The following is a 20,081-nucleotide window of genomic DNA, read 5'->3' on the forward strand; positions in this document are numbered from 1 at the left end:
TCTCCTCCCCTAACACCGCTTTCCTGCCATGGTTTCCATCCGTCCCGACGAGATCAGCGCCATCCTCAAACAGCAAATTGAGGACTACGACAAATCTATTTCGGTGAGCAATGTTGGCACCGTGTTGCAAGTTGGCGATGGCATCGCTCGCATCTACGGCCTCGAACAGGTGATGGCCGGCGAGTTGGTGGTTTTTGAAGATGGCACCGAAGGCTTGGCCCTCAACTTGGAAGACGACAACGTTGGYGTTGTGTTGATGGGGGAAGGTGTTGGTATCCAAGAGGGCGGCACAGTTAAGGCCACGGGAAAAATCGCTTCAGTGCCCGTTGGCCAAGCGATGTTGGGCAGGGTTGTTAACCCCCTTGGTTTACCCCTTGATGGCAAGGGCGAGATAGCAACTAGCGACTCTCGTTTGATTGAATCCATGGCCCCTGGAATCATTCAACGCAAATCGGTGCATGAACCGATGCAAACCGGGATTACCGCCATCGATGCAATGATCCCCATCGGCAGGGGCCAACGAGAATTGATAATCGGCGACCGCCAAACCGGTAAGAGTGCTATCGCCATCGACACCATCATCAACCAAAAGGGTGAAGATGTGGTTTGTGTTTATGTAGCCATTGGTCAAAAGGCTGCCTCCGTTGCAAACCTTGTGGATGTACTCCGCGAAAAGGGAGCCCTTGATTACACCGTGATTGTTGCGGCTAGTGCTTCTGAACCCGCTTCACTGCAATACCTAGCCCCATACACAGGAGCTGCCATTGCTGAGCACTTCATGTATCAGGGCAAAGCAACCTTGGTTATCTACGACGACCTAACAAAACAGGCCCAGGCCTATCGCCAAATGTCGCTATTGCTGCGTCGTCCCCCAGGCAGGGAGGCATATCCAGGAGATGTTTTCTATTGCCACAGCCGTTTGCTTGAGCGCGCTGCCAAGTTGTCTGATGCCATGGGCAAGGGCAGCATGACCGCCCTTCCCATCATTGAAACCCAGGCGGGTGATGTGTCTGCATACATYCCAACAAACGTGATTTCAATTACCGATGGCCAGGTGTTCCTGAGTTCAGACCTTTTCAACTCAGGTTTGCGACCAGCCATCAACGTTGGTATCTCGGTGAGCCGGGTGGGTGGTGCAGCTCAAACCAAGGCGATTAAGAAAATTGCCGGCACCTTGAAATTAGAGCTCGCCCAATTCGATGAACTGGCGGCCTTCTCCCAGTTTGCCTCCGACTTGGATGCAGCTACCCAAGCCCAACTTGGCAGGGGTAARCGCCTGCGGGAATTGCTAAAACAGCCCCAGTTCAGCCCCCTGATTCTTGCTGAGCAGGTGGCAATTGTGTATGCGGGCACCAAGGGTTACCTGGATGAACTGCCCGTTGAAAAGGTTGCTGAATTTGTGCGTGAACTTCGCGAGTATCTCAAGAGCAGYCAGCCTGAATACATCAAGGCAGTGCAAACTGAAAAAGTGCTGAGTGATGCCTCTGAAGCAACGCTCAAAACAGCGATCAAGGAAGTTGTGGCTGGCCTTATGGTCGCAGCCTGAGGTTTAAAACATGGCYAACCTTAAAGAGATACGCGACCGCATCAGTTCGGTTAAAAACACCCGCAAGATCACAGAAGCAATGCGCTTAGTGGCTGCGGCGAAAGTGCGCAGGGCTCAAGAACAGGTRTTGCGCACTAGACCCTTTGCTGATCGCTTGGCTCGGGTTTTAGAAAGTTTGCAAGCCCGCATGGGTTTTGAGGTGGCCGATACCCCCCTAYTGCAAACCCGTGAACCTCGCCACATCACCCTGGTGGCAATCACAGGCGACCGTGGTTTGTGCGGTGGCTACAACGCAAACATAATCAAACGCACCGAACAACGTTTTGCTGAATTGAAGGCGGCTGGTCAYGAGCTTTCACTAATTACTATTGGCCGCAAGGTTGATGTTTATTTCCGCAACCGGAAATATCCAATTGTGAATAGTTTCATTGGCCTAAACCAGGTTCCAAATGCAGCTGAGGCAAATAAAATCGCCCAGGTGTTACTTGCTGAATTCATAGGCGGTGGCACCGATCGCGTTGAGCTAATTTTCACCAAGTTCATTAACTTGGTGAGCACTAACCCTGTTTACCAAACACTTCTTCCCCTCGACCCCCAAGGAATTGCAAAGCCCGATGATGAAATCTTCCGGCTTACATCCAAGGAAGGTTCGTTATCGGTAGAGCGCTCATCATCAGCTAATACTCAACCTAAATTACAATCCGATATTGTTTTTGAGCAAAGCCCCAGCGAGTTGCTYGAYTCTCTAYTGCCATTGTATTTGCAGAATCAAATCTTGCGCTCTTTGCAGGAAGCCTCTGCTAGTGAATTGGCCAGCCGGATGACTGCCATGAATAATGCAAGTGATAAYGCCAAGGCTTTAGCAAAGTCTCTAACCCTCGACTACAACAAGGCGCGCCAGGCTGCAATTACCCAAGAAATTCTTGAAGTTGTGGGCGGAGCATCGGCAATGGCTTGAGGTGGGTGAACAGCAATTACCGCTGATAAATAACCTGTTTTCAGTGGCRTTAGCCGCTGTTCAACTTAAGCCCGATCCCATAGATACTGCCTGTTTACTGCAGCAATTCCTTGCTATGCGGGGCAGCGCCGAAGGCAACTCAGAGCCGGGTTGCGCATGGACCGGTGATTTACACGGCCACCATCAAATACATCGCTGCCAGGATGCCGCTTGGTTGGTTGAGCAACTTGAAAAGTACGTGGCTGATTATTTGCTTGGCTTGGGATTTAAGCCTGGCAGCGTTTGTGTGCATATTCAACGCAGTTGGCCGGTGATTAGTGAGCCTGGTCAATTGATTGGCCGCCATCACCATCCCAATGCCCATTTGAGTGCTGTTTATTACTTAAGTGGTAATGGCAGCGGTAAATGTGGAGCCCTGCGTTTATTTAATCCAAATCCCCTTAATGAATTGATTCCTGGCATGGCAGTTGGTGGCCAGGGCCCCCTTGAAGCATCTGCAGCCCGCAGTATTTCCCACCATGACGTTGCCGCCCACGCTGGATTATTGCTCCTGTTCCCCGCCCGCCTAGACCATGCAGTACTTGAGAATTGCAGTGATAACACTCGGTTCTCAATTAGTTTCGACCTTGTGCTAACCGCACCGCCCGGGCCCACCAGCGCTGAATATCTGCCCCCCCATCCCAGCCTGTGGGACCCCCTGCGGCAAGATGGCAATCTGATGCCCTAAGTCGAGCTATGGCCCAGGTATACGCGGTATCTATCCGCATCAATGATCAGTTGCACARTTTTAATTGCKCCGCTGATCAAACCCTGCTTTCGGCGGCAGAGGCGGCGGATTTAGCCTTGCCAAGCTCCTGCTGTTCGGGGGTATGCACCACCTGCGCAGCTCGCATTGAAGCGGGCAGCGTTGATCAACCCGATGCAATGGGTGTGAAACAGGAACTGCGAAATCAGGGTTTTGCTTTGATGTGTGTGGCCTATCCCCGCAGTGATTTGCAGTTATTRGCATGCCAAGAAGATGCTCTATATGAAGCTCAGTTTGGTAAGTATCAAAAGTGAACGAAWCTAAWAATGAATCTAAAAATGAATCTAAAAAATTGGTTGAGCTGAAATTGATAGCSATCCAAGTTGACTTTGAATTGCCRCGGCAGCAATGGCTAAATGATCCAGCCGGTRYGTGTAGGCATGCGCTCAGTGCCCATGGGGAACCCCTGCGCTGGGCGATTACCGCAGCTGAATTACGCGCTGATTTGCAATGGCTGCAGCTGGAGGCGGTGTTGCTGGTTTGATGAATCCCCTGCCAACTTTGTTGATAATTCCCACCGGTATCGCCTGTGAGCAGGGTGGATTTGCCGGGGATGCCCTGCCGGTGGCCCGTTTATTAGCTGCAGCCAGTGGGTGTTTGATMAGCCATCCCAATGTGTTGAATGGCGCTTCCCTGTATTGGAGCGATCAACGTATTCATTACGTGGAGGGCTGGGCCCTTGATGGTTTTGCCAGAGGTGATTGGCGCTTAAGCCCCTGCAGACGSCAGCGCATCGGTGTGTTGTTTGATGCTGCCATCGAAGCAAATTTATTGTTGCGCCATCAACAGGTGCTCGACGCGGCCCGCGCCACCCTTGGCTTGGATATTGGCCCGGTTTTGATCAGYGATGGCCCGCTTGGGGTGAGCCTTTCCCAGGGTTCAAGTGGCAGCAGTTGGGGCAGCCTGAAGCATCCAGATCGCTTGTTGCAGGCGGGAGAAAAGTTAAAAGYGGCYGGTGCCACTGCCATTGCAGTGGTGGCCCGTTTCCCCGATGAACCCGATAGCAGCGAATTRCAGGCCTATCGCTGTGGCGCTGGTGTAGACGCCCTRGCAGGGGCAGAGGCAATTATTAGCCATCTTTTAGTGCGCCAGCTAGGTATTCCCTGCGCCCATGCCCCTGCCTTGGCCGCCCTACCACTACTAAATGAATTAGATCCCCGTGCCGCCGCTGAAGAATTAGGCCATACGTTTCTACCTTGTGTGCTCGTGGGTTTGAGCCGCGCCCCCAATTTGCAACCAGCCATTAATCCATGGCAAAGCGGTGAACTTTCGATCGATCAGGTGGGCGCTGTGGTGGTGCCTGCTGCTGCCATGGGTGGTGAAGCGCTTYTAGAGGCAACTAAACGTTGTATTCCCGTTATTGCGGTGCAAAGTAACAGCAGTTTGATGAATGTGTCTGCGGCAGCCTTGGGTTTTGATGCCCTTGAAGCACCCMTATGGCAAGTGGAAACCTATTGCGAGGCAGCMGGTTTAGTGGTAGCACTAAGGGAAGGCCTCAACCCTGGAAGTTTATACAGACCATTGCCTATCGCAAGCAAGCCATAGGGTGCCTGGGAGTTAARCCAAGTGCTTTAGCTACACCTGGATGGCAAACAGAACCTTCAATAGTGTTAAGCCCAGACAAAAGTTCAGGCCTTTCGGTAACTGCTTCGCTCAATCCTCTKCCTGCAATTGTAACAATRTAAGGGAGGGTAACGCTTACTAATGCTTCSGTTGARGTGAATGGCACAGCCCCTGGCATATTGCCAACGGCGTAGTGCTGAACGCCAAATTTTTCAAGTACAGGTTCGGTGTGGGTGGTTTCTTCGCTGGTGGCAATGCAGCCGCCTTGATCRATTGCCACATCCACGATCACTGAACCCGCACGCATTTGCTTCACCAACTGTTCATCCACCAAGGTGGGCGCCCTGCCTCCTGGGGTTAAAACAGCGCCGATCAGGAGGTCGGCGGTGGGTACCACCCGCTCAATCAGGCCGCGGCTGCTAACCAAGCTCACAAGCCTGCCGCGCCGCTGGGCCTCAAGGCTGCGCAGCCGTTGGGGGGAGCGATCTAAAAGCAACACCTCTGCATCCATGGCCGCGGCTATGCGGGCCGCATTCCAACCCACSGTGCCTGCCCCTAAAACCACCACCCGCGCTGGTTTTACTCCGGTGCAACCACCCAAAAGCACCCCCCTGCCGCCATGGGGTTTCTCCAATAGGTAGGCCCCGGCCTGGGTGGCTAGCCGCCCAGCAATTTCGCTCATTGGCGCTAAMAGGGGCAAGCTGCCATCTTCAAGTTGCACCGTTTCATAGGCAATTGAGGTGCATCCAGCGTTTAGCAGGGCTTTCCCCACCGCTGGGTAGGCAGCTAGGTGCAGGTAGGTAAACAGCACTAGATCAGAGCGCAAATATTGAAATTCCTGTTCCTGGGGTTCCTTTACCTTCACAACCAGATGGGCAGCCCAGGCGGTTTCACAATCCACCAGTTGGGCACCAGCTTGGGTAAAGGCTTCGTCGTGGATGCCGGCGCCGGCACCGGCGCCATGTTCTACCCGCACTTCTAAACCAACAGAAACCAACTCCCTCACTCCATCTGGGGTAAGGGCAACCCGTTTCTCATCCCGCTTAATTTCCCGCGGAATGCCGATGCTGCTGATGGATGCCATGGTGAGGTTTTGCTCTCCTTAGCCTGGCTACTTATTGGCCTATGCGCCAGTAAAGATTTCAGCCACCTGAGGCAATTGGCATGCGCCAACCACTGCCAAAGGAGCGGCTACTCACTTTTAAAACCGGTGCTGCTTGGCGGCGTTTGAACTCAGCCCGCCGCAACAGTTGCCACACATGGTTTACGAGAGCTTTGTTTTGGCCTGAATTTATCAGCTGTTCAGGGCTTGCATGGTGTTCCACCAGCTCCCGTAGCAAGGGGTCGAGCAAGGGGTAATCGGGCAAGGAATCGCTGTCTTTTTGATCAGGGCGCAATTCGGCGCTTGGCGCTTTTTCCAGGATTGCTGCACCGATCAGGGGGCCTTCACTTGTTAAGCCAGATAATTTTCTTTGCCCAGCGCTGGCGGGGCTATCTAACCAAGCGGCCAAGGCAAAAACATCCGTTTTAAATAGATCACCAATTACGGCCAAGCCCCCATTCATGTCGCCATAAAGGGTGCAATAACCCACCGCCAACTCAGATTTGTTGCCTGTTGCCAGCAGTAATTGACCCTCTTGATTTGCTATTGCCATCAAAAGCGTGCCGCGGATGCGCGATTGCAAATTTTCAGCGCTGATGCCCTGGGGGGCGCCACCAAGGGCAGGGGTTAGGCCCTGGTTGTAGGCATCCATAAGGGTTTCAATGGGCACCAAGCTGTGAGCTATGCCAAGGCGATTTGCYAARGCCTCAGCATCACTCACTGAACCTTCGGAGCTGTAGGGGGAGGGCATCAGCAGGCTGCGCACCTGGGCAGMCCCCAGGGCGGCCACCGCTAAACATGCCACCAGGGCGGAATCAATCCCGCCGCTAAGGCCCAAAAGAGCAGYGCGAAAGCCACATTTATGGGCGTAGTCGCGCAAACCCAACACCAAAACCTGCCAAAGCTCCTCAAGTTCTGAACTGGTGCTTGGCGCTGGCGTTATCTCTAAATAACTACCTGTGGCACTTGCGTTGCTATCCCAGCATTGAACTGAGCTTTGAGCGCAGGGAAGCTGCAGTTCCAGGGCGCCAGAGGTTGCCATCACAAAACTGTTGCCATCAAAGATCAATTCGTCGTTGCCCCCCACCTGATTCACATAAATCACCGGGCATTGCAGCTGCTCTGCTGCTGCTGCTGCCAGCTTTAGGCGCTGYTGTTGTTTACCGCGGCCGTAGGGGGAAGCGGAAAGGTTTATTAGTAACTGAGGCTTAAAACTTTTTAATGCAGTAATTGGATTTGGTTTGCAGTTGGTTTGRTTTTCATCTACCCAAAGGTCTTCGCAGAGGGTGAGCCCTAAACGCAGTGAAGTACTTGTTTCTGGTTCATTTATGTTGATCCAGCAGGGTTGATTACCGCATARAAAGTAACGCTGCTCATCAAAAACGTCGTAGTTGGGMAGTAGTTGTTTGCGGGCTACCACCTGCCATTTATCTTTTTGAATCAGGGCCATTCCGTTGTARAGATGCTCAGCAACGGGTTCAACTACCCCAGCTAACAGGCTGAACCCAGCGGGCAAKCTGCTGGCAAGAATATTGAGTTGGTTTTGCTGCTCCTCCACCAAAGCCGAGCGCAGCAACARGTCGCGGGGGGGATACCCCCAAAGCACTAATTCAGGCGCTAGGCCAAGGCTGGCCCCTGMRGCAATCGCCTCAAGGCAATGGGTTGCCAATGCAGCGCGGTTACCGGCCAGATCCCCAATCAAGGGATTGCATTGGATCAGGGCGATCCGCACGGGGAGGGAAGGTCGGCAGCGGTGAATCCATACAGATTCTGCTCTACCAGTTGGGGTAGGAGGGCGGCGGGTACCAGTTCTGGGTTGGGATGGCGCCGCACACTGGAGCTGGCGGAYTCTGGAATCTGCAATGGCAGATGGCTGAGCTTCGCKCCTAGTTTTTCAAGTGGCGCCAATTGGCTTGCTAACACTGGCCAGCCGCARCGTGGAACCACCGCCAGTTGGCACTGGGGCAACCATTTTTCAACTGCATACCAACTGGGGATTTGAGCCAATAGATCGCTGCCCACCACCATTACCGCTTCATGGCTTGGAAATTGGGCGCGGGCTATCTCCAAGCTGTTAATRGCCCTGCTACTGCTGAAATCCTGGCGCAATTGCAAACTGTTGGGCGGATGTTTTGCAGACAATTCCTGCACTACAGCCCCCAATAGGGCAGCGCGCACCTCCAATGGAGCGCCGTGTTGCTTGAAGGGGTTCTCGCTCGCCCAGGTGCAAACAAGCGGGTATAGCTCGATTAGGCCTTCGAGCACGGCTCGATGCCCAACGGTTGGTGGATCGGCGCTGGTGCCAAACAGGGCAATCGTTTTGCTCATGGCAGCGGACTGGGGGACCAGGGGGGATGCTGCATAAGCCAGCTATTTGCCTTTGGTTCCAGTTGCGTAAGGCGCCGCAACAGGGCKGCTGGTCTACTGCGGCCGCGGTGGGCTGCCAGCAGCAACTGTTTAGTGGTTTCGCGCCCTGTTCTACGGGTGCCATGAACCGCTAGGGCCACTTGGGCTAGGGCAACAGGTGCCGCAGGGGCAAGGCTGAGCCCACCACTGGCTGGGGCGGCCAGCAAAAGCAGCTGTTTGAGCAAACCCAATAAACCCTGTAAACCCCACTGCACCCCCCCCACTAGGGCACTGTTCTGGCCGATGTGTTGCAACAGCTTTTTGGTTTGAGGGCTGTGGAGCGGTAATTCATAGAGCTGGCAAAGCTGCAGCACTAGGGCCCCATCAGCAGCTGCACTGCCAGCAAGATCAAGCATTGCCATTGGATTAATCGCTAATCCAGCCGCTTTTAGGGTGGCAAAACGACCGATCAGATTCTGGGCRGCTTTTTGTCTTTGCTTAAGGCGCTGCTCYARGAGATGACGGCTAAAGCCCTCGGCCCGATGCAGGCTGTTAACCGTTAACAGCAATGGCCCATAACTTTGCAGAAAATCAAGCAACTGAATTTTYAAGGCTTCCACCTGGGGTGCAAGCTCCCTGCTGCGCACCCTGCCATCGGCAAGCAATTCAGCCTGGCGGGGGGCAGCAGCAACCCAAACCAGCTCTAATTCCCTGCCCGCCCGCTGTTTGATTGCAAGCTGGAGGCTGTGGCGCTGCTCTGGGCTCCAACGGTCGGCCCCGTTCGCCACAAGAAACAGCGGTTTGCCACTGCGCCGCAATAGCTGGAGCGCTTCTAATTCAGGGCTGGTGAGATGGGCATCAAGCACAAATAAAATCAAATCGCTGCCATTGGCCACCTTGGTGGCGAGCCGTTGGCGGGCGGGGCCAGCAATTTCATCAATGCCTGGGGTGTCTACAAGTAACAGGGAACCCAATCCAGGGATTTGCTGGGGCCAGGGGGCTGTTTTTTGTTCCCGGGTGCAGCCGTGGGCCACATCGGTGGCAAATTTTGCTTCTCCTMGTAGGGCATTGAGCAGGCTGCTTTTTCCCACTCCAACCCGGCCAAACACCGATAGCCGCAGGGTGCCTTGCTTGAASCGCTGCAATTGTTTATCCAAGCTCCTCAGCTCGGGCCCAAGCACGGCCTGTTCACGGCCACTCAGTTGCAGTTGGGCACGCCAACGCTGGAGGGGTGATGCGATGGCAGCAAGGTTTTCGGGAGTCATCTTTTGTGCGTCATCTGCTGCCGCTGGCTTCATGGCGGGGGCGCCACCAGCCGGCTAAAACAGCCAGCACTGCATCGGCACCAATCAAACCCACAAAGGCRCCGAATTCATCCACCACYACGCGAACAGAATCGCTGCGGCGCCGAAAACTGGTKAGCAGTCGATCAGCTCGGATCATTTCMGGCACAAATTCCACAGGTTGCGACAGGCTTGCAGCASTGGCATTACCGCGGCCTTGAAGCAAGGCGGTAAGCAGTTCATTGCGGCTTGCAACMCCTAAAACCTCATCCACCTCTTCGCCTAAAACCACCCACCAAGGCGCTTCCTGGCTTAACAGGGTGTCCCTTAGCTCTTCGATGCGGCAATTGCCGTTAAGACTCGGGGCCGACACCCTTGGCAGCATTAAATCCCTTGCTGTGAGGTCGTTTAATTGAAATACCTTGGCGATCATCGCGGCCTCATCCGCTTCGATCAAACCCTTTTGGGAACCGAGCCTGGCCAGTAGGCGAATTTCCTCTTCGTCGGTTGTGAGTTCACTTTCGGCGGTGAGGGCTGGCATCAAAGTTTCCARCAAAAGTATTAATGGCGTGCCTAGACGCACCATTAGGGCGAGGGCTGGGGCACTGATTAGGGAGATGGAAACAGCCATGCGTGTGCCCAGGGCCTTAGGCAGGATTTCGCCCAGCAGGATCACCACCAAGGTGAGGGCAAAGGAAAAAATTGTGAGGGCTTCTCCACCCATCTTTTGGTTTTTGAAAACCACAGCGGCAAAGCCRCCGAGCATGAGGCTGCCAAAAATATTGAAAAGGTTATTGGCGATTACCACCGTTGCCAGCACTCTTGGCAGTCGGCCTTTKAGCTTTTGCAGCAGCAATGCCCCAGGCACCCCTTTGGCCACCATGTCGTGAACCCTCAGGGGGTTCACCGTTAGCAGTGCYGCYTCCACRSCRGAASAAAGGGCAGAACCACCCACCACCAGCACTACCAAACCAGCCAGAACTAGGAAATCGCTCACAGAAACCCAAAGGGCGAGCCAACCTGACACACTCATTTAACCGCCTGCCCCAAGGGGCGACAGATTCACTGTGCCGATTAACTACGCCAAGCGGCGTGAAAAGTTCATTTCTGCCCTAGGCGGCCTGGCCGCGGTAATCCCTGGGGCTGAGGCCCARCGGCACCATGCCGATGTGGAATTTCCATTTCGACAAGACAGCGATTTTTGGTACCTCACTGGATTTGACGAGCCCGGTGCAGTGGCTCTTTTCTTGCCCCACCGGCCTGAAAATCCTTTTGTTTTGTTTGTGCCAGCTAAGGATCCCTTGGCTGAGGTGTGGGATGGTTTCCGTTGGGGCGTTGATGGGGCGGTAGGGCGTTTTGGCGCTGATCTTGCCCATCCATTGGAGCAATTAGCTGAATTATTGCCCCAGTATTTGGAGGGGGCAGAGGGYCTTTGTTTTCGAGTGGGGCGCCATGCGGCCATCGAAKCRTTGGTGYTGAAATCTTGGGCCCAGCAGCTTGATCGGGCCCCCAGGCGRGGSCAGGGAGCGGATCGCTTGGTGGCCCCCTGCCCGATCTTGCACTCCATGCGCCTGCGTAAGGAAGCGGAGGAATTGGTTCAGCTGCGGGAAGCTGCKCGCATCAGCGCCGAGGCCCATGAATTGGCACGTTTGGCGGTGCAACCTGGCATGAATGAAACCCAGGTGCGGGCCCTAATAGAGCAGCATTTTGTTGCCAATGGCTGTCGCGGCTGCGCCTATCCCTCGATCGTGGCCGGCGGCGATAACGCCTGCATCCTTCATTACACCGCCAACARTGCGGTTTTGAAGGCTGGTGATTTGCTTTTGATCGATGCCGGTTGCAGCCTTCAAGACCATTACAACGGTGATATCACCCGCACCTTTCCGATCAATGGCCGTTTTAGCCCTGAACAAAGGGCCCTTTACGARGTTGTTTTATCAGCCCAACWGGCTGCGGTGGATCAGGTGAAACCTGGCAACAGCGCTGAACATGTGCATGAAACCGCAGTGCGCGYCCTTGTTRCTGGGTTGCGCAGCCTTGGCTTGCTGAAAGGTGATGTGGATGGCTTGATCGAGCAGGGTGCCTATCGCCATCTTTATATGCACCGCACTGGCCATTGGCTTGGCCTTGATGTGCACGATGTGGGCGCCTATCGMTTGGGGGAACATCCGGTRGAGCTGGAGGAGTCGATGGTGCTAACTGTTGAGCCGGGTTTGTATGTGAGCGATCGATTGCCGGTGCCTGATGGACAACCCCAGATTGAAAGCCGCTGGAAAGGTATTGGCATCCGYATAGAAGATGACGTTGCCGTAACGGCAACCGGTTGTGAAGTGTTAACAGCCGCTGCCCTCAAAGCACCAGCCGATATGGAAAAACAGGGCTRATTTTCAGYTCAAATGGTTTAGCTCAGCTCGAGCATCACCTCGAGGCTTTCCCTGGGATGGAGCAGTAGGCGATCAGCYCCTGCMKCCATAAGTGYTTGCCCATAGCTGTTGCGGGCTAGTTGGTTTTCAGCTGAATGCAGATGGGGTGGTGCYACGGCCAAACTTAGCCAGCGCTGGTTTGGAACTAGCTTTTTGGCATTGAGCAGCGTGCGTACATCGGCAACGGTGTCGCCCAGGTAGGCCACCGGAGGTGCCCCATGCCCTAGGGGGCTACAGCCATGCCTAGYCAAAAGCTGGCTGGCTAGCTGGATTAAGCCCTGGGGATTGGGTTTATCTGGGGCATCCCCCATGGCTACCAGTGGTGGATTTATTAGGCCAAGGCGTTGTTCGAGCACATAACGGGCCGATGGGGGTTCAGCTCCGCTAACAAATCCCCAAACCAGGCCTGCGGCGCTGAGGGCTTTAAAAAAATCAGCATCCAACAGCAATGGCTCACTGCCGATGAAGCCATGCCACTGTTGAGCTGGGCCATCGGGATCACCGCCGAAGTAAAAATCACTAAAGACGCCTATTAATTCTTGTCGCGTTGGTAGCGGGCTGTTGCTGCGACGCAGCAATTCCAAGCTGGCATCCCAATCGTTATTCCAGGCCCCTTCGCTTTTTAAGGCATCWATGCAATCGGGCTCAGGGCGCCAACCGCTGTAGTGGTGAACGGTTTCAGCTAAGGCCYTGCGGTAGCTGCCGCCAACATCGCGGATTACCCCATCTATGTCGAAGAGCAGTAGGGCGGTGGTGGCGATGGGAGCAAGGAGAGTGGCTGGTAAAATAGTTGATTACCTGCAGCGTCAGGTTTGTTGCCCCTCAACTTTTGAGCCTAGAAACCATCACCGTGACAGATCCCGACACCACTGAAGCCAATCCGGCAGCCGTTCTTCCAACAACTGAGCTTTCAACAACTGAGGCATCACCTGAAGCTGYAGCTGAAGAGGTTATTGAAAAGCCCAGCGGCATGAAGAGCGCCAATGCGGTGCTGGCYAAGGCAACAATTGATGCGGATGGGGTGCCCTCTGGATATACGCCAAAGGCCGATGAAGGGAGGTTCTTGCTCAAAATCCTTTGGTTGCCCGATAACGTTGCTTTGGCGGTTGATCAAATAGTTGGTGGCGGCCCAAGCCCTCTCACCGCTTACTTCTTTTGGCCCCGGGAGGATGCATGGGAAACCCTAAAGGGGGTAATTGAATCTAAGAGTTGGATAACAGAAAACGAAAGGGTTGAAATCCTGAATAAGGCCACTGAAGTTATTAACTACTGGCAGGAAGAGGGTAAAGGCAAGGGCTTGGATGAAGCGAAACTGAAATTCCCTGAAGTTACTTTCTGCGGTACCGCCTGATAAAAAACCCGGGCAGTTAGTAAATTAACTGCCCGGRTTTTTTRTTGTTTACTATTTATTGTTTTTTACTTTGTTGCTTGTAGYCTTGCCTTTGCAATCTGGAAAGCCTGATTGGCTTTGAATTTTTCAGGGCTATTGGCTTTTCCTTCAAAGCTGGCTGCTGCCTGTTGAGCWGCTTCCAGTTCCTGTTGAACTGTGCTTGCATTTATAGAACTGGCTGGTTCGGCTCCATTAACCAGCACATTTACTTCATCTGCCTCCACTTCGGCAAAACCTCCCATCAAGGCAATGGAGGTCCAGCGGCTACCTTCCCGTAGCCTAAGCACTCCCACCTCGAGGGCCGTTAGCAGGGAAATATGGCCCGGCAGCACCCCCAGTTGACCAGTGGTGCTGGGCAGGATTACCTCATCGGCAGAGCCGTCGAACACGCTCTGGTCGGGGCAGAGCACACGCAGGGTTAAGGGCATTGAAATTAAGCCTCAGGGATGGGAGCGGGGATCAACCCTTGGATTGGGCACGAAGCTTTTCGGCCTTAGCGCGCACTTGCTCGATGTTGCCAACGAGGTAGAAGGCTTGCTCGGGAAGATCATCTAGCTCACCAGCCAAGATCATCTGGAAACCCTTGATGGTGTCGGCAAGTTTTACGTATTCACCGGATTGACCAGTGAATACCTCAGCCACAAAGAAGGGTTGGGAAAGGAATTTTTCAATCTTGCGGGCCCGATCAACGGTGCGACGGTCCTCCTCGGAAAGCTCATCAAGGCCAAGAATGGCRATGATGTCTTGCAGTTCTTTGTAGCGCTGCAGGGTGGACTGCACTGCCCTTGCCGTGCGGTAGTGCTCATCTCCAACCACGGCTGGTTGAAGCATGGTGCTGGTGGAATCCAGGGGATCCACGGCTGGATAGATGCCCTTTGAAGCGAGGCCGCGGCTCAATACCGTGGTGGCATCAAGGTGGGCAAAGGTGGTGGCAGGGGCTGGATCGGTGAGGTCGTCTGCTGGTACATAAACCGCCTGAATCGAGGTGATTGAACCCTCGAGGGTGGAGGTAATGCGCTCCTGCAGTTCGCCCACGTCGGTGCCCAGGGTGGGCTGGTAACCCACGGCCGATGGCATGCGGCCCAAGAGGGCGCTCACTTCTGAACCGGCCTGYACAAAACGGAAAATATTRTCGATGAACAGCAGCACGTCTTGYTTGTTCACATCGCGGAAGTGTTCAGCCATGGTGAGAGCTGARAGGCCCACCCGCATGCGAGCGCCTGGGGGCTCGTTCATTTGGCCGTAGCAGAGGGCTACTTTCGATTTGCTCAGATCTTCTTCGTTGATRACGCCTGAATCTTTGAATTCTTGATACAGGTCGTTKCCTTCGCGGGTGCGTTCGCCAACACCACCAAATACGGATACGCCRCCGTGCTCTTTMGCGATGTTGTTGATCAGTTCCTGAATCAACACKGTTTTACCAACCCCAGCACCGCCGAAGAGGCCAACCTTGCCGCCTTGGCGGTAGGGGGCTAACAGATCGATAACTTTGATGCCGGTTTCAAAAACCTTGGGCTTGGTTTCAAGATCGGTGAGTTTTGGRGCCTGCCTGTGGATGGGAGATCTCAGGTCTGTGGCAACAGGACCTTGCTCGTCWACGGGTTCGCCAAGAACATTGAAAATCCTGCCCAGGGTTGCTTCGCCAACGGGCACTGAAATCGAAGCGCCCGTATCGAGGGCTTCCATGCCGCGCACAAGGCCATCGGTGGTGCTCATGGCAACTGCCCTTACGCGATGGTCGCCGAGCAATTGCTGAACTTCTGCAGTGAGGGCAATGGCTTGCCCAGCACTATTGGTGCCTTTGATTTCTAAGGCGTTAAARATGCGCGGCAACTTGCCGGCGGGGAATTCAACATCGAGCACAGGTCCAATTACCTGGCGGACGATTCCTTTGGCGCCGGTTGTGGCGGTTGCTGCAGCGGCCATGGTTTGAAGCGTTAGGGCGGAAAGGCTAGGCCTTTCGGGCGGGGCAACATTACCACCGGGGCGGCGCAAGCTCGGCTTGGCTCGCAGATCAGTGGTTCGGTTAGTGGTTCGGTGATCCGTCCCGCTGTCCCAATTGCGTCCCACCAGCTATCGCYACTAAGTTGGCAGTCAAGCGGTGCGAGTGCTAATTGCCCTTCGCCTCTGCTCAAACCCCACGCCCTGAGACAAAAAACCAGACGTCATGGCTGCTGTATCCCTCAGCGTGTCCACCGTGAAACCCCTCGGTGACCGCATTTTTATCAAAGTTTCCGCCTCCGACGAAAAAACCGCAGGTGGCATCCTGTTGCCAGACACCGCCCAAGAAAAGCCCCAAGTGGGTGAAGTGGTGCAGGTGGGCCCCGGTAAGCACAACGATGACGGCACCCGCCAAACCCCTGAGGTGAGCATTGGCGACAAGGTGCTCTATTCCAAATACGCCGGCACYGACATCAAGCTCGGTGGAGACGAATTTGTGTTGCTYAGCGAAAAGGACATTCTCGCAGTTGTTTCCTGAGGCAACAGCCCTCAGTTATTTGCTTTTTCCCACTAACTCCAATCCGTAGGTACTTAACCCATGGCCAAGCGCATTATTTATAACGAGCAAGCCCGTAGGGCCCTCGAACGCGGCATCGACATCCTTGCTGAGGCAGTTGCTGTAACCCTCGGCCCCAAGGGCCGCAATGTGGTGCTCGAGAAGAAATTCGGCGCCCCCCAGATCATCAATGACGGTGTAACAATCGCCAAAGAGATCGAACTCGAAGATCACATCGAGAACACCGGCGTAGCTYTGATTCGTCAGGCTGCATCCAAAACCAATGATGCCGCAGGCGATGGCACCACCACCGCCACGGTGTTGGCCCATGCCATGGTTAAAGCCGGTTTGCGCAACGTGGCTGCTGGCTCMAATGCCATCACCTTGAAGCGTGGYATCGAAAAGGCTTCTGATTTTCTAGTTAAGAAGATCGARGAGCAGGCAAAACCGATCACCGACAGCAAAGCCATCGCTCAAGTTGGTTCCATCTCCGCCGGCAACGACGAAGAAGTGGGTCAGATGATTGCCGATGCCATGGATAAAGTTGGCAAGGAGGGTGTTATCTCCCTCGAGGAAGGCAAGTCGATGACCACCGAATTGGAGGTTACCGAAGGTATGCGTTTTGATAAGGGTTACATCTCCCCTTACTTCGCCACCGACACCGAGCGMATGGAAGCTGTGCTCGATGAGCCTTACATCCTGCTTACCGATAAAAAAATCGGTTTGGTGCAAGATCTGGTGCCCGTGCTCGAGCAAATCGCCCGCACTGGCAAACCTTTATTGATCATTGCTGAAGACATCGAGAAGGAAGCCCTTGCMACCCTCGTTGTAAACCGCCTCCGTGGTGTGCTGAACGTGGCTGCTGTTAAGGCACCTGGTTTTGGCGACCGTCGTAAGGCCATGCTTGAAGACATGGCAGTGCTCACCAATGGTCAACTGATCACTGAAGACGCTGGTCTCAAGCTTGAGAACGCCAAAATCGAGATGCTCGGCACCGCCCGTCGCGTCACCATTAATAAAGACACCACCACCATCGTTGCCGAGGGCAATGAGGTGGCAGTTAAAGCTCGTTGCGAGCAGATCCGTAAGCAGATGGATGAAACCGATTCCACCTACGACAAGGAAAAACTGCAAGAGCGTTTGGCCAAGCTGGCCGGCGGTGTGGCTGTGGTGAAGGTTGGCGCCGCCACCGAAACCGAAATGAAGGAYAAAAAGCTGCGCCTAGAAGATGCCATCAACGCCACTAAAGCGGCCGTTGAAGAAGGCATCGTTCCCGGCGGTGGCACCACATTGGCYCACCTGGCCCCTGTGCTYGAGGAATGGGCCCAACAGAACCTCTCCGGTGAGGAACTGCTCGGTGCCCGAATCGTTGCCTCTGCCCTTAATGCTCCGCTCAAGCGGATTGCAGAAAATGCAGGCGCCAATGGTTCTGTGGTGGCTGAAAACATCCGCCACAAACCCTTCAATGAGGGTTACAACGCTGCAACCGGCGAATACGTAGACATGCTGGCTGCTGGCATCATCGACCCCGCCAAGGTGACCCGTTCCGGTTTGCAAAATGCTGCGTCTATCGCTGGCATGGTGCTAACCACCGAGTGCATCGTGGTTGATCTTCCTGAGAAGAAAGACGCAGCACCCGCCGGTGGCGGTGGCGGCGGYATGGGCGGCATGGGCGGCGACTTCGACTACTAATCTCAATCAGAGATCATTGGTTTGAGTTCGTTTTTAAGAATCTAATAAGGGAGGGCATGCACCCTCCCTTTTTTATGGTTTTCAATGGGCCGCAAACCCCACTGAATTTGTCGCACCAGTCGCCAGCTTCCTGCTAGCGCAAGCATGCCCGCCAGGGTGCCGAGCATCTTGCTAGCCCAGAGATTGTTATTTAAGAAATGGGACCGCAGGGAGAAGCTTTGGTCGCGATCTAGTCCCAACAAGTTGAGCAGGTTGCGAATTGAAGGCATCAACAGGGGATCCTTGCGCCAGTTGGTGTACATCAACTGCTGCAGATCATTGTTGCGGTAAAAGAGCAGTGTTGTTTGGGCTCTGTAGAAGGGCAGATCGCTCCGGATTTCAGCTAATGAAGCTGGCGTTCCATCTCTTGAATGGAACACTGTGTTGTTAACGGGGTCGAGCAARATCCATTTCCCTCTGAACTGCACTTCCACCACTGTGTGGCARGAACGGTCGGGGCCGCAGGCAAATTGCAGGATTCGGGTGCGGTAACCAGCGGMTTGCAACAGCTCAGCTAGCACCCAGGAGAAGTCTCCGCAGGCACCTTGACCACTCATTAGGGCATCTAATCCGCTAGGTAATAGCCGGTGTTTGAGGCTGATGCTCATGCCGCTGAAAACAACCCCCCGATCTTTAAGGAGCTCGTGGGTCACATTCATTAATCTCACCGGTTCGGGCTCTGYCAGGAAGGCTTGTTTAGAAATGCGCTTAGGAGCTTTCGTTGGTACCCCTTCATAGGGCTGAAGCCTCTCCACCTTCACGATTTGCCGGAAAAGATCGTGTTCCTCTTGGCCAACTATCCCCAGCCAACCGGCCGTAAGGCCACAGCCAGTGGCCAGGCTGATGCAAATCGCTGCCCAGGGCGGAGATTTGCGGCGRCTGGACAAAAAGACCATTGGTTATGGAAACTTTAAGGATACGCCTCCTGYTCAAGGTTGTGCGCCAAAAATGCTTTTTGTATTAATTGATACATRAGCCAACYGAGAAAAAGTTCATCGTGAACATTGATCGCTGGAAACAATTTGTCTGCTKCMGCTCTRGCYAAYAACGSYTTCATCTTGATMTGTGCRGCACTTGTKTTRYTGATGACCCCAGCCYTGGGGCTTTTTTATGCGGGGTTTGTGCGCGGCCGCAACGTGCTCAACACCTTGATGATGAGTTTCGGCGCCATGGCAGTGGTGAGCGTTATYTGGATGCTCTATGGCTACAGCCTTGCTTTTTCGCCTGGATCGGGCCCATTAGCGCCTTTCATTGGTGGTTTTGCCTGGGCGGGGCTATCCAATTGGTCGGTGCCAATCACTGAAGGGGGCCCAAGCCATGGGGCCGTGGCCTTATTTCAGCTCACTTTCGCAATCATCACTCCCGCTCTGGTGTCTGGGGCGGTGGTGGAACGGATGAATTTCAGGGCTTGGCTGCTTTTCCTGCTGCTTTGGAGCACTTTTGTTTACATCCCGCTAGCCCACATGGTGTGGGGGCCTGGGGGCTTTCTTGGCGTTAGCGGTGGCATGGGAGCCCTTGATTTTGCCGGTGGTTATGTGGTGGAAATGGCCTCGGGAGTKGCGGCATTGGTGGCAGCTGTTGTGGTTGGTGCCAGGCGGGCCTACCCCCAGCAGGTGGCACCTCCCCACAATGTGACTTTTATATTGCTTGGTGCTGGTTTGCTCTGGTTTGGTTGGTTTGGTTTCAACGGTGGTAGCGGGCTTGTTGCTGGAAACCTGGCGGCCCTGGCCTGCATAACAACCAACACCGCTGGTGCCACAGCTGCTTTGGTGTGGATGTTGATAGACACAGTCCAGCGGGGCAAGCCCACCGCCGTGGGGGCCGCCACCGGAGCAGTGGCTGGCTTAGTTGCAATCACTCCAGCGGCTGGATTTGTTAGCCCACTTGCCGCAATGGTTATTGGCGGCCTTGCCGCATGGCTATGCAACAGTGCGCTTCAGCTAAAAGCGCGTTTAAAATTAGACGACAGCCTTGATGTTTTACCGGTTCATGGATTAGCTGGTTTGCTAGGTATTTTGCTAACAGGCATATTTGCGATGAAAACACTAAATCCTGSCGGGGCTAATGGATTACTTGCTGGAAATCCAATCCAGCTTTKGATTCAGTTAAAAGCAGCTGGGTTCACTATCCTTTGGGTRGCGATTGGCACCTATGTGGTGTTAATCCTGATTCGTCAATTCGTTCCCCTAAGGGTKGSWGATCARCAGGAACGCCAAGGTTTAGATGTGAGCTCCCATGGAGAAGAGGCTTATAACAATGAGTTAACAGGTTAATTAAAGATAGAAGCCAACTGTGGTGATGATTCGGGTTCCTTTTGCTCTAAGCGCGCTGCGCAGGAAATAGGTGGATTGATTATGCAGTAATGCTTCCCAGCGATGACGAGTAACAAAAACTGGTAAAACAACCGTGCAAAATAAATTTGCACCCTTACGATGTT

The 20,081-nt window shown here is 54.1% G+C and carries 20 protein-coding genes; 11 read left to right on the forward strand and 9 right to left on the reverse strand.

The genetic code is table 11. The annotated features are described in order from the left end of the window. Positions 1-28: 28 nt before the first annotated feature. From atpA to C7K08_RS03780, 6 genes are read left to right on the forward strand one after another with little or no spacing between them, the layout of a single operon-like run. Positions 29-1,546, forward strand: coding sequence for a F0F1 ATP synthase subunit alpha (gene atpA, locus C7K08_RS03755; RefSeq protein ID WP_106499314.1), 1,518 nt, complete (start codon positions 29-31; stop codon positions 1,544-1,546). Between the two features lie 10 nt (positions 1,547-1,556). Then, positions 1,557-2,504, forward strand: a complete 948-nt coding sequence (locus tag C7K08_RS03760) for a F0F1 ATP synthase subunit gamma (protein ID WP_106499315.1) — start codon at positions 1,557-1,559, stop codon at positions 2,502-2,504. Then, positions 2,470-3,231: a TIGR02466 family protein gene (locus C7K08_RS03765; RefSeq protein WP_241537015.1), complete on the forward strand. Its 762-nt coding sequence runs from the start codon at positions 2,470-2,472 to the stop codon at positions 3,229-3,231. Before C7K08_RS03760 ends, C7K08_RS03765 begins: the two co-directional genes overlap by 35 nt. 8 nt (positions 3,232-3,239) lie before the next feature. Then, positions 3,240-3,563 (forward strand): 2Fe-2S iron-sulfur cluster-binding protein, encoded by a 324-nt coding sequence (locus tag C7K08_RS03770; RefSeq protein WP_106499316.1) that lies wholly within the window; start codon positions 3,240-3,242, stop codon positions 3,561-3,563. 53 nt (positions 3,564-3,616) lie between these two features. Next, entirely contained in the window at positions 3,617-3,793 is a 177-nt protein-coding gene (locus C7K08_RS15415; RefSeq protein ID WP_161955810.1) for a hypothetical protein, read from the forward strand. Continuing rightward, the gene (locus C7K08_RS03780; RefSeq protein ID WP_241537016.1) at positions 3,760-4,854 is read left to right on the forward strand and encodes a DUF3326 domain-containing protein; all 1,095 of its coding nucleotides are present in this window, start codon (positions 3,760-3,762) and stop codon (positions 4,852-4,854) included. The genes C7K08_RS15415 and C7K08_RS03780 overlap by 34 nt, the downstream gene beginning before the upstream one ends. Here C7K08_RS03780 and ald read toward each other — a convergent pair. The 5 genes from ald to C7K08_RS03805 are packed head-to-tail and all read right to left on the reverse strand — an operon-like array spanning position 4,835 to position 10,636. Next, entirely contained in the window at positions 4,835-5,956 is a 1,122-nt protein-coding gene (gene ald, locus C7K08_RS03785; RefSeq protein ID WP_106499318.1) for an alanine dehydrogenase, read from the reverse strand. The two genes, C7K08_RS03780 and ald, sit on opposite strands and share 20 nt — an antisense overlap. A 58-nt stretch (positions 5,957-6,014) precedes the next feature. Further along, positions 6,015-7,706 carry an NAD+ synthase gene (locus C7K08_RS03790; RefSeq protein ID WP_106499319.1) on the reverse strand — a complete coding sequence of 564 codons (1,692 nt, stop codon included), beginning with the start codon at positions 7,704-7,706 and terminating at the stop codon, positions 6,015-6,017. After that, positions 7,691-8,302 carry a nicotinate-nucleotide adenylyltransferase gene (locus tag C7K08_RS03795; RefSeq protein WP_106499320.1) on the reverse strand — a complete coding sequence of 204 codons (612 nt, stop codon included), beginning with the start codon at positions 8,300-8,302 and terminating at the stop codon, positions 7,691-7,693. Before C7K08_RS03795 ends, C7K08_RS03790 begins: the two co-directional genes overlap by 16 nt. Further along, positions 8,299-9,618, reverse strand: a complete 1,320-nt coding sequence (locus C7K08_RS03800) for a GTP-binding protein (RefSeq protein WP_241537017.1) — start codon at positions 9,616-9,618, stop codon at positions 8,299-8,301. Before C7K08_RS03800 ends, C7K08_RS03795 begins: the two co-directional genes overlap by 4 nt. Beyond that, positions 9,596-10,636 carry a CNNM domain-containing protein gene (locus tag C7K08_RS03805; protein WP_106499321.1) on the reverse strand — a complete coding sequence of 347 codons (1,041 nt, stop codon included), beginning with the start codon at positions 10,634-10,636 and terminating at the stop codon, positions 9,596-9,598. The genes C7K08_RS03800 and C7K08_RS03805 overlap by 23 nt, the downstream gene beginning before the upstream one ends. A gap of 34 nt (positions 10,637-10,670) precedes the next feature. On the opposite strand from C7K08_RS03805, the gene C7K08_RS03810 reads away from it, so the two are divergent. Continuing rightward, complete coding sequence (locus tag C7K08_RS03810) at positions 10,671-11,987, forward strand: aminopeptidase P N-terminal domain-containing protein (protein ID WP_106499322.1); 1,317 nt, start codon at positions 10,671-10,673, stop codon at positions 11,985-11,987. A gap of 17 nt (positions 11,988-12,004) precedes the next feature. On the opposite strand, the gene C7K08_RS03815 is transcribed toward C7K08_RS03810, so the two are convergent. Beyond that, entirely contained in the window at positions 12,005-12,814 is an 810-nt protein-coding gene (locus C7K08_RS03815; protein WP_341272131.1) for a TIGR01548 family HAD-type hydrolase, read from the reverse strand. A 164-nt stretch (positions 12,815-12,978) separates the two neighbouring features. Between C7K08_RS03815 and C7K08_RS03820 the strand changes: the two genes are divergently transcribed. Further along, on the forward strand, positions 12,979-13,377 hold the full coding sequence (locus tag C7K08_RS03820; RefSeq protein ID WP_241537018.1) for a 30S ribosomal protein PSRP-3: 399 nt from the start codon (positions 12,979-12,981) through the stop codon (positions 13,375-13,377). Between the two features lie 65 nt (positions 13,378-13,442). Here the strand turns inward: C7K08_RS03820 and atpC are convergent, their stop codons facing one another. After that, the gene (atpC, locus tag C7K08_RS03825) at positions 13,443-13,844 is read right to left on the reverse strand and encodes an ATP synthase F1 subunit epsilon (RefSeq protein ID WP_106499324.1); all 402 of its coding nucleotides are present in this window, start codon (positions 13,842-13,844) and stop codon (positions 13,443-13,445) included. Between the two features lie 31 nt (positions 13,845-13,875). After that, positions 13,876-15,342: a F0F1 ATP synthase subunit beta gene (gene atpD, locus C7K08_RS03830; protein ID WP_106499337.1), complete on the reverse strand. Its 1,467-nt coding sequence runs from the start codon at positions 15,340-15,342 to the stop codon at positions 13,876-13,878. A 241-nt stretch (positions 15,343-15,583) separates the two neighbouring features. Here atpD and groES point away from each other — a divergent pair, with 241 nt between their 5' ends. After that, positions 15,584-15,895 carry a co-chaperone GroES gene (gene groES / locus C7K08_RS03835; protein WP_106499325.1) on the forward strand — a complete coding sequence of 104 codons (312 nt, stop codon included), beginning with the start codon at positions 15,584-15,586 and terminating at the stop codon, positions 15,893-15,895. Positions 15,896-15,955: 60 nt separating this feature from the next. Further along, positions 15,956-17,605 carry a chaperonin GroEL gene (groL, locus tag C7K08_RS03840; RefSeq protein ID WP_106499326.1) on the forward strand — a complete coding sequence of 550 codons (1,650 nt, stop codon included), beginning with the start codon at positions 15,956-15,958 and terminating at the stop codon, positions 17,603-17,605. A 41-nt stretch (positions 17,606-17,646) separates the two neighbouring features. Here groL and C7K08_RS03845 read toward each other — a convergent pair whose 3' ends face one another. Continuing rightward, a complete protein-coding gene (locus C7K08_RS03845; protein ID WP_106499327.1) occupies positions 17,647-18,540 on the reverse strand; it encodes a transglutaminase-like domain-containing protein in 894 nt (297 codons plus the stop codon). Positions 18,541-18,666: 126 nt separating this feature from the next. Here C7K08_RS03845 and C7K08_RS03850 point away from each other — a divergent pair, with 126 nt between their 5' ends. Then, positions 18,667-19,917, forward strand: a complete 1,251-nt coding sequence (locus C7K08_RS03850; RefSeq protein WP_272867421.1) for an ammonium transporter — start codon at positions 18,667-18,669, stop codon at positions 19,915-19,917. Positions 19,918-20,081 lie beyond the last annotated feature (164 nt).

It is taken from the genome of Synechococcus lacustris str. Tous, from assembly GCF_003011125.1.
GTDB lineage: Bacteria > Cyanobacteriota > Cyanobacteriia > PCC-6307 > Cyanobiaceae > Synechococcus_D > Synechococcus_D lacustris.